The organism is Bradyrhizobium sp. CCBAU 45394, from assembly GCF_028128655.1.
GTDB classification, from domain to species: domain Bacteria; phylum Pseudomonadota; class Alphaproteobacteria; order Rhizobiales; family Xanthobacteraceae; genus Bradyrhizobium; species Bradyrhizobium diazoefficiens.
In genome coordinates, this window is the sequence record NZ_LBIX01000119.1 from 1 (window position 1) to 9506 (window position 9506).

General features: G+C 59.0%; 4 protein-coding genes, 1 pseudogene and 1 riboswitch. Of the genes and pseudogenes, 3 read left to right on the plus strand and 2 right to left on the minus strand.

All coding sequences use genetic code 11. The annotated features are described in order from the left end of the window. Positions 1 to 662: 662 nt before the first annotated feature. Positions 663 to 3008, minus strand: coding sequence for a 5-methyltetrahydropteroyltriglutamate--homocysteine S-methyltransferase (metE, locus tag WN73_RS12560; protein WP_097669779.1), 2346 nt, complete (start codon positions 3006 to 3008; stop codon positions 663 to 665). 101 nt (positions 3009 to 3109) lie between these two features. Further along, positions 3110 to 3312, minus strand: a riboswitch (cobalamin riboswitch). 969 nt (positions 3313 to 4281) lie between these two features. Between metE and WN73_RS12565 the strand changes: the two genes are divergently transcribed. The 3 genes from WN73_RS12565 to WN73_RS12575 all read left to right on the plus strand — a co-directional run bounded on the left by WN73_RS12565 (position 4282) and on the right by WN73_RS12575 (position 8246). Next, complete coding sequence (locus tag WN73_RS12565; protein WP_245570231.1) at positions 4282 to 5148, plus strand: nodulate formation efficiency C protein; 867 nt, start codon at positions 4282 to 4284, stop codon at positions 5146 to 5148. 1636 nt (positions 5149 to 6784) lie between these two features. Next, entirely contained in the window at positions 6785 to 7495 is a 711-nt protein-coding gene (locus WN73_RS12570) for a thermonuclease family protein (RefSeq protein ID WP_271553031.1), read from the plus strand. Between the two features lie 10 nt (positions 7496 to 7505). Beyond that, a complete protein-coding gene (locus WN73_RS12575) occupies positions 7506 to 8246 on the plus strand; it encodes a carbonic anhydrase (protein ID WP_271553033.1) in 741 nt (246 codons plus the stop codon). Between the two features lie 859 nt (positions 8247 to 9105). On the opposite strand, the pseudogene WN73_RS12580 reads toward WN73_RS12575, so the two are convergent. Beyond that, positions 9106 to 9506: pseudogene (locus WN73_RS12580) on the minus strand (aminotransferase class I/II-fold pyridoxal phosphate-dependent enzyme); the annotation flags it as partial.

The following is a 9506-nucleotide window of genomic DNA, read 5'->3' on the forward strand; positions in this document are numbered from 1 at the left end:
ACAACCCGCCATGGCGGCCTAACTTAAACCAAATGGCCTCCGGCAAACCCGGGACGGTTCATCGTGACGTTCTCTAACTCGTCCGCTCATAGAGCTCAAACACAGGCCCAAGCCGAAACTGACTATCGGTGGAACCGGTCGACCGACGGCTGCCTTAATCAGGGTCCCAATCAACAGTAGCCGCTCATGCATTCGTACGTTTGCGAGATCCTTGGAGCCCGGTTTTTCGTATCGCCGCGGTGATCAAGCATATCGTTTCCAGCCAGGAAGCGCACCAATTTGCGGGTGGCTCCCGCGGCGACCGCCGGCATCACTGCCCCTCGTTGCCGACGTGCTCATGAGCTACAAACCTTCGTGTAGACTTCTAAAACTCAGGCTATACGGTCGCATACCACAGCATAATTGAGCTTACGCTGAGCTTGTGCTTTAACTGGGCTCAGATTTTCGGCGAATGTCCTCGCCGTGATCGAACCGTCGGCTGTCCTCCCTCCGCCGATGGAAGTCGGCGCGATGCGCCAGCGGTCGTTCCTCCCAGACTTTCCTTCCGCCCGGCCCGCCAAGGCCGGGCATTTTTTTGCGTTCCCCAGGCTCCCTCGAGATTATCGAGAGCGCAAATGGCCACAAGCGGATCAGCTTTGTCGAGAAAAGGCCCAGGCCCGCGATCAACGGCCTAGCGGATCGGATGCAGCGCGCAATTCGCGGGCGGCAGCGACCATGTTCGCTAGCGCCGGCCGAACCTCCTCCCATTTGCGCGTCTTCAGGCCGCAGTCCGGATTGACCCAGAGCTGCGAATCCCGCAGCCGTGCCCGAGCCAGTGCCATCAGCTCCTTCATTTCGCCCGTCTCGGGAACACGTTGAGAGTGGATGTCGTACACGCCTGGCCCGATCTGATTTGGATATTCGTAGTTCCTGAACGCGTCGAGTAGTTCCATTTTCGAGCGCGACGTCTCGATCGAGATGACATCCGCGTCCATTGCAGCGATCGCACCCATGATGTCGTTGAACTCCGAGTAGCACATATGCGTATGAATTTGCGTTTGATCGGCGACGCCAGATGAGCAGATGCGGAAGCAATCCACGGCCCAGTCGAGATAAGCCGTCCACTCCGATCGACGCAACGGCAATCCTTCGCGGAGTGCAGCTTCGTCGATCTGGATCATGGTCGCACCAGCGTTCTCGAGATCGCGGACTTCGTCTCGGATCGCGAGCGCAATCTGGCGGCAGATCTCGCTTCTGGGAATATCATCGCGAACAAAGGACCAGTTCAAGATCGTCACCGGTCCGGTCAACATCGCCTTCATCGGCTTCCTGGTTAGTGATTGCGCGTAGCGCCACCACTCCACGGTGATCGGCTTCGACCGCAAGACATCGCCAAACAGGATCGGTGGCCTGACGCAGCGCGAGCCGTAGGATTGCACCCATCCGTTCGTGGTAAATGCGAAGCCGGCGAGGTGCTCGCCGAAGTACTGCACCATGTCATTGCGCTCAAATTCGCCGTGCACGAGGACGTCAAGACCGATATCCTCCTGCCAACGTACGGCGCGCGCAGTCTCCTCCTTGAGGAACCGGTCGTATTGCTCGTCGCTCATCGCGCCTCGTGCATGCGCTGCACGGGCATTCCGGACCTCTGTGCTCTGCGGAAACGATCCGATCGTCGTGGTAGGGAAAGCCGGTAGTCCGAAACGATTGCTTTGGATCTCGACACGACGGGCAAATGGGCTGGCGCGCCGGCGCATGGTCTGGTCGATCGCTCTCATCCGGACAGCGACATTGGCATCACGGATTTTCGGGGAAGTCCGGCGGACAGTCGCGGCACATTCCGACTCGGCAAGAGCTAGCGCAGCATTCTGGTCGCCTGCGAGTGCCCGCGCCAGGGTTGCAAGCTCATGCATCTTCTGAACCGAGAAAGCAAGCCAACGCTTGACGTCGGAAGCGAGTCCGGTCTCGAGTTCAACATCGACCGGCACATGAAGCAGCGAACAGGATGGGGCGATCTGTACACGATCCTTGCCAAGCTTCGCAATCGCGGGTTCCAGCCGCTGGCGGAGCGACGACAAATTCGACCGCCATACATTCCGGCCGTCGATGACACCGAGAGACATGACAAGATCACTTCGGCCGCCAGCGATGATCTGATCCAATAACTCTGGCGCTCGAACCAGATCGAGGTGCAGTCCGGCAACTGGAAGGCTCAAGGCGGTGTCCAGATTGTCGCCTAGGTCGCCGAAATAGCTGGCAACCATGATCTTGATGGCCGGCCCCTCCTTCGCGAGCCGGTTATAAGCATGTAGCAAGGATTTTCGCGCCACCTCGCCCAGATCAAGAACCAGGCAGGGCTCGTCGAACTGAACCCACTTTGCCCCGCGTTTGGCCAATTCCTGCAGGACCTCGATATAGACCGGTATCAGATCGTCCAGTAGCGAGAGTGGCTGGAACGCAGGATCGGCACTCTTGCCGAGCTTTAGGAATGTGACCGGCCCGATCAGGACAGGGCGGGTCTGGAAGCCAAGGGCCTTAGCTTCCTCATACTCCTCGATCGGCTTGCGAGAGCACAGTCTGAAAGTCTGTCCCCCGTGAAACTCGGGGACCATGTAGTGGTAGTTGGTGTCGAACCACTTGGTCATCTCCTGCGCGGGTGCGCCAAATCCGCGCGGTCCGTGACCGCAACTCGCATCCTGGTCGTCGCATTGTGAACCGCGGGCCATGGCGAAGTACGTCTTGAGCGAAACGGACTCGGCTTTCGAGGCGTAGATGCCCGGGATGGCGCCAACCATGACACTTGTGTCGAGCACCTGGTCATACAGCGAGAAATCGTTCGATGGAATCACCGTGACGCCGATAGAATTCTGACGAGCCCAGTTCGCGGCACGCAGGCCAGCTGCGTCCTCGAGCAACTGCTGTTCGCTGCTTTTTCCGGCCCAATAGCTTTCGAGAGCGCGTTTGAGCTCGCGCCTTGGACCCATGCGTGGCGTTCCGAGCGTGGCAACCGGAAGGGAGAGAAGAGACATAGCGTTAACCCCATGTTGGGGGCAAAGGCCATGGCGGACGCAGGCAGGGGAAGTCGCGCGTGCGACGGCTGCTTAGCGCACCACCGGGACACCCCGCCCGCGGACGAATAGATGTCGGGGCAGGTCTCCTGGCTCGCGGGTCATCGCTGCTGTCCGGCCTTCCCGAAGCCGCGCAGGCTTCAGTGACATCGTTGGACAGCGGCTCGCCGCTCACAGTTGCGGGGGCAGCGCCGGCATTTTCACCGGCTTCCCTCTTAGCTCCGGATCAAATGCAAACCGGAGAACCTCGACGAGTTGGATTATCGGCAAGAGAACTCTTCCGTCAACCTCTCAGATTATATCTCAAGCTAACGCTGCGACATCTGCTACGGGAATGACGTGCATCTCTTTCGTTGACCACGATGTAGAAGCGCTCTCCAATCAGCGATGTCGGAATGACCATCGGAGCTGCGTGCGCGTGGGGCCGCACGCCAGATCGGTGGAAGGGGCAAATGCGGCTTGCGCGGTCGGGACTGCTGCCTCGAGCAGAACGCATTTGATGCGAGTCCCGGCTTCCCAGCGGTTCATCGAGCACGTCCGCCATCCAACCGCCTTCTCGACCAACAGGATCCGTATTGAATAGGCCTAAGACACCTGGCGAAAGTCAGCAACATACCGGCGAGCATGTTGATTTGCGGTGCGAGCCAGACTCCAAATGCTCGGCGTAAAGATCGGCTTGGCGTCGTTGGCCATCGAGTGCAAACCGCAGCTGACTGAGGCTGCTCTCGACTTCCGGAGCCGCCGCATATCGCGAAAGGAGCGCCAAACGCGCCGCGGCCCCGTGGCCACAAGCGCCCAAAGGCATGGCAGAGATCGAAAGCCCACATTCCTGCAACCGAACCAAACGGTTCAATGGCGGCAAACGTGCTCCGAATTCTCATCAGGAACTTGGCACCGAAGCGTTCCCCTGCGCCGTCGAATACCCGGTGCGGGACGAGGATGGGTAAGCCGCGATGGATAGGCTGAATGGAACGATCGAAACGTGTGCAAGTCGGAAAGTCGACAAAGAAGACACAAAACCGGTAAGAATTTCCGTCTGTTACCTGGCACGAAGAATGCAAGTCATCGGCATGCCCAGGCCCTCCTGCTGGGCATGTCCAGCACAGCAAATCCGGGCTGTCGCTGGCGACTGAAGTTAGCGGCGCGTGACATAGAGGGGAGCGCCTGCTCGCGCGGGACACCATCGGTCGCCCCGTCGCGTCGACGCTAACTTATTGCGCTCGCGCATAACAGGTTGAAGGTTGCCCGCTTTCAACGACGTGTCGATGAAAAACCAGTTAGGCCGACGGTTATGAAGAAAATGTCTGGAAGACGCGCGCTATGGTTTTATCTCGGTCGATCGCTGATCTGCCTGGTCGGGCTGGCTGCGACGAGCAACAGCGTTCGTGCCAACGACAACGCCCTTGTCGAAAGAGTCAAGTCAACGTGGCGAGCGCAAGACGGCGAGACGATAGAACAAATTATCTCCAACGTCTCGAAGGTGGCAAACTTCGTCCCTCGAACGTGGGGCGTTGCTGAAGGAGTTGACCGAAATGAATATGTTTTCGTCTCGTGGACCAGGCACCGGGCCAATAAATCAGACGAACAGTACGTTATCACCTGGAAGATCGCATTCGACGGGACGATTGAACTTGCGTCGACCTATGCCAAGCCGATGGAATTGGGCTGGCGTGCCCTGGCGCTCTCCTTGATCGCCAGTGAAGTCGCGGATGGCGAAAGGGACGCAAACCTTCGCTTTCTGCATGACCCGGCCAACTTCAACTTTGTGACCACCGCGCAAGGCCAGCTCGGCAATCTTCTGCGGCAGGGCCGCTGCACTATCGTTGAGCCTGTTGGAGTGGACTATCTGCCGAGGCCGAATGAAAAGCCGACCGAGAAAGGTGGTCTGTGGCGCGTTCTGATTTTGGTGAACTGTAATATCCCCGGGCCGCGTTTTTTTACTCACAACGGGGTCATCACTTTCGAGAAGAGCGAAGGACACGATTGGGAGCCGCAATCCTTCTTTGCCAAGCGTATCGCGGCGTTTCCTCCTGGCTCCTGGTTCAATCGCATAAAGCTAAAGGAATGGGAAGAGTTAGAGGGGCGCGAAGGGCCTCGGTAAATGGTCGCGCGGAGTAGGATCGCGCCGTAGCTCCTTGGGCGCCGAGCGCCTCAAACCAAATTGCAAAACATATGCGCTCTAAAGCCGCGGTGCTACGCCTTCGCAACAGTCGCGAGCCTTCGGCCCGTGATCGGAAAAGTCGGGAAGCACGATTGCGCTCGGCTCTTTCGGCGAGGAGTCGAGCTCAGCGCGCGTGCCAGCTTGCGAGAGCCGGTTGGCCCCCCCGCTCCCCACGCAGCGGGAGGGACACCAATCTGCGAGGGGACCAGCTCTCCATGCCATTCTTCACGGGACCGGCCTGGAGATGCCTCGGCCCAAGCCCGACCCGGCGTGTGCGCCGCGCATCGCGCGACTGACTGGCACCGCAGGAGCGTGAGCATAGCGACGCCGAGGCGGCACGCGGGACCGAGTGCTGCGATGAACTCGGTTAAGAGGGTACCCGGGAACCTGGCGGTGTTAGGGACGCCGGCATACTTCCCTGACCGCGCGTCATTTTCCGAGTGCCCCCGGCGAGGAGCCCTGGAGCCGTGCGCGAGGCATCGAGGACCGAACTGAGTCGGGTCTAGATTTCCTCGCGCGCATTCGTCTGCACGTTATAGATCCGGATTTGAAGGATGGGAAAGCCCTTCTTTTGTTCTGCTCCACCTGTCCTGGCGCCGTCGCTGGTTGCGAATTCGGTTAGCCGCGCAGTGTGCCCCCACGATGCCGATCGTTCTCCATTGAGCGACGACCAGCGGAAGATCGGCATGTTTACAGATATAGCTTATTAATTGTGCACAGCGCCTGGGAGAGACGGATATCAACACTGACCCGTCAGAAAAGCCGTTGCGAGCGAAGAAGACGAGGTGGTCTTGAACGAGCCTGCTGCGCATATCGGAGCTTCACGATGCGCTCTTCGAGTTGCTTTAGGATGGATTCCGGATCATCGCACTTTCACACTTACGCTCGCGAACATAGCGGATCCGTCGAGCAGACGGCCGGCGATGTCAATTTCGAATTCGCTTTCGGAGGCCGGCCCGCCGAAACGTTCCTGCGCGTGATCACGCAGTCAGTCGCGCGCTGCGGTTTCGAATGCCGGCCCCCTGTAGTTGTTCATTTTGTCGACAGATATTCCGAGTGTGGAGACTGCGGCTCCCAATCCGCGGCCAAGGGGCTCCGAGATTGGCCGCACGAGCAGGTACCAGAAAGAGCGGATCTTGCAGCGATTCAGGCTGGCACGAAGCGTAGCAAGGTCGCTCATCCACGCCTGACTTCCGCTCGACAGCCGAAAATTCACAGGCGCTTTTGTTCAAGCGCGTGAGAAACAGCGTTCCGAGGTCCGGCTTTCTCCTGCATCGCGAGTTCGAGCGATGGGGATCTCCTCCTCAGGTCGACAGGGTGCAGTGCGCGCCGACTGAGAGAGACCGGCGAGGCTCGAAGGATACCGAGACACGCACACCGGAAGAAATCGCTTGAACCTCACGCAGCGTCAGGTCGTAGGTTGGAAATCACAACCAAGCTTTCATAAAGCACACCTCGAACGATGCTGGCCCAACGACGGACGTGGTGCGGTCAAGCAGTCGAATGTGGCGGCGCCGGATCGTGCGTGAACATGGACCAAGATCGAAAGGTTAGTGTCGGGATGAAGCACCGCCTAATGATGGTCGCATTGCTCGCTGTCATGACTTCTCCGGCTTGCGCGGCGAAGCTCAGCGGCGCTCCGCGCATCCTCGACGGCAATACGATCGAGATCGAGCAAACCAAGATTCGGCTCTCAGGTATCGAAGCTCCTGAGACTGATCAGATTTGCCTCGACGCCCACGGCCGGAAATGGACTTGCGGCGTAGCTGCTCGCGACGAGCTTATCAAGCATTCAAAAGGACGAACGTGGGATTGTCATACCACAGGAGTTGATGAGTACAGGAGGTCACTCGGCAGTTGCTTCATCGAAGGCGAGGATGTGAACGCCTGGATGGTACGCTCGGGCTTGGCACTATCGTCGGGTCGATCTAACCCCAACTACGCCATCTATGAGTTGGTGGCGAGCACAGCCGATGCGGGGCTGTGGTCGGGGGCGTTCATCGCGCCTTGGGACTGGCGTCGCCGCAACAAGGGGACGATCATCGTCGGTGCGAGCTCGATTCCGATCGACGCTCGGGAGCTCCTGCTCGGATCCACTCTGCTATCGGACCCGCCCTCGCCCGAGTGTCTGATAAAAGGCACCGTGGACCGCAAAGGCGAGCGCATTTATCACCTGCCCGGACAACTCAGTTACGCACAAATCGACATAACGAAGAAGCCTGGTGACCGCTGGCTCTGCAGCGAAGCAGAAGCCGAAGCCACCGGGTGGCATAAAGCCGCGCGATGAGGTGAACCGCATGTATGCAGGCCGTTCTCCGAATATGTCCTATCCGACCAAGATCGCGCCTTCGCGGCGCTCGCTGTTGCTGTTCGCTGTTTCGGCGGGTTGCCTGCGGCTTGGCAACGTTGTCGATGCGAAGGAAGCAAAAGCGCCGCCGAAGCCAGATAACCTGCTCTCGCCGGATGCTGCGCTGAAGCGGCTGATGGAAGGGAACGATCGCTATGTCCAGGGCACTTCACGAGGCGACGATTTCAAACGCGAGCGCCAGGTCTTGGTCGATGGGCAAAATCCATATGCGGCGGTTCTGAGCTGCGCCGATTCTCGCGTGGCGCCTGAACTCGTCTTCGGCAGCGGACTTGGTGATTTGTTTGTCTGCCGTCTCGCCGGCAACTTCGCCAACGATGACACGCTCGCCAGTGTGGAATATGCGGTCGCCGTGCTGAACACGCCGCTGATCCTGGTACTTGGCCACGATCATTGCGGTGCGATAGACACCACGATCAAGTCGCTCCACGACGATAAGCCGCCGCCGGGGCACATTTCATCCCTCGTCGCTGCGCTTGCGCCTGCGGTAAAGGCATCTCGCCAGCAAACGGGTGACACGTTCGCCAATGCAACCCGACAAAATGTAGTCGATAATGTCAACAAACTCAAATCGGCGGGGCCGATTCTGAACGCGGCAGTTGACCAGAACAGACTGAAGATCATCGGGGGCCTGTATCGGCTCGACACCGGCAGGGTCGATTTGCTGAGCTGACGCTGGCACCTTCGGGGCGGCCGGCTAGTCGTTTGCCGCCAGATACAAGGCTTCGGTCGAGTTCTGCGTAATCACTGCATCAAATGCACCGGATATCGCTCCACAATTGTCACTTCGGGAAGACCTTTGGTATGCGCGGCCTCTTAATTCTCCTCGTATTCTACGTACTCATGTTGGCAACGCGCGACTGGCACCAAGAAACGCTCGCACCGCGGCCGACAACATCCATGCCTTCACGTTGATCCGCCAAGCCCACAGAGGTGGTTCAAGAGGCAGATTGCGGTGCGAGGCATGCGCTGGGCCTGAGCTCTAGGCCTCAGGACACGCGACAATTCCGGCAGACTCTCACCCGCGATCCGGCAAGCCACCTATGGTCCTGCTTATAATCACCAGGCTCAGCCAGGGCCGAAGATCACATAGAGCAGGATTACGACCAAGACCACTGCCCAGCCGGCCGATGTAAAGAAAACTGCTACTCGCGTCGGCATCGGACGGTCTCGCCTGCATCAGCCATTTTTGGAGACCGCCAGTCTCGGAAAAGCAGCCTCGTTGCATCTGTCTTGGGCCTGTTCCTTGGATCAGCATAAGCAGAAGCTTGTCGGGGGTACGACAATTGCGAGCACCGGTTCGAGCGGAGAACGATCTTTTGTATCCTCGCCGGAGCACGTCCAGCCTAGTGGTTAGCTATCGACGAACGCCTTGACGTGCCATCCAAAGAGCGATCTTGGCTCTGCGCAGGCCGGGCTTGTCATTGCGATTTGAAGTGCGCATCGAAATGGAGCATCGCGCGCGCCGGCGCGCACCTTTGAAAATCGCTTTGCCGATGCGGACATCAGCCTCATGATCGCGGCTAGCGCCGTCATCGCACGTCGCCCCAAGTCTCTTCGACCAACGCATCAATCATGTCGGATACATCAACTTGCCCAACGTTAAGCGTCAGCGAGATCCGCAACCTTGCCGTTCCCACAGGCACTGTTGGCGGCCGTATCCCGCGGATATCAAAGCCGCGCGCCTGTAGTGCAGAGGCGAGCCGCATCGCGCAGCCGTTGTCACCCACGACGTAAGGAATGATCTGAGAGTTCGACGGCTCGGGCGCCCGCACACAACGAGCTGACGATGTGTAAAGTCGATCAGATCAATAAGGCGTTGCTGCCGCTCAGGCTCCTCCTGCAGGATCAAGAGTGCTTCTCGCACCGCGACAGCCATAAGGGGTGATGGCGCGGTGGCGCAAATAAATGGACGGCACCGATTGACCATGAA

Excerpts from the sequence above, each read along its gene's own strand:
- WN73_RS12570 (WP_271553031.1), top strand. The coding sequence starts at position 6,785 with ATGATGGTCGCATTGCTCGCTGTCATGACTTCTCCGGCTTGCGCGGCG.
- WN73_RS12575 (WP_271553033.1), top strand. The coding sequence starts at position 7,506 with ATGTATGCAGGCCGTTCTCCGAATATGTCCTATCCGACCAAGATCGCG.
- metE (WP_097669779.1), bottom strand. The coding sequence starts at position 3,008 with ATGTCTCTTCTCTCCCTTCCGGTTGCCACGCTCGGAACGCCACGCATG.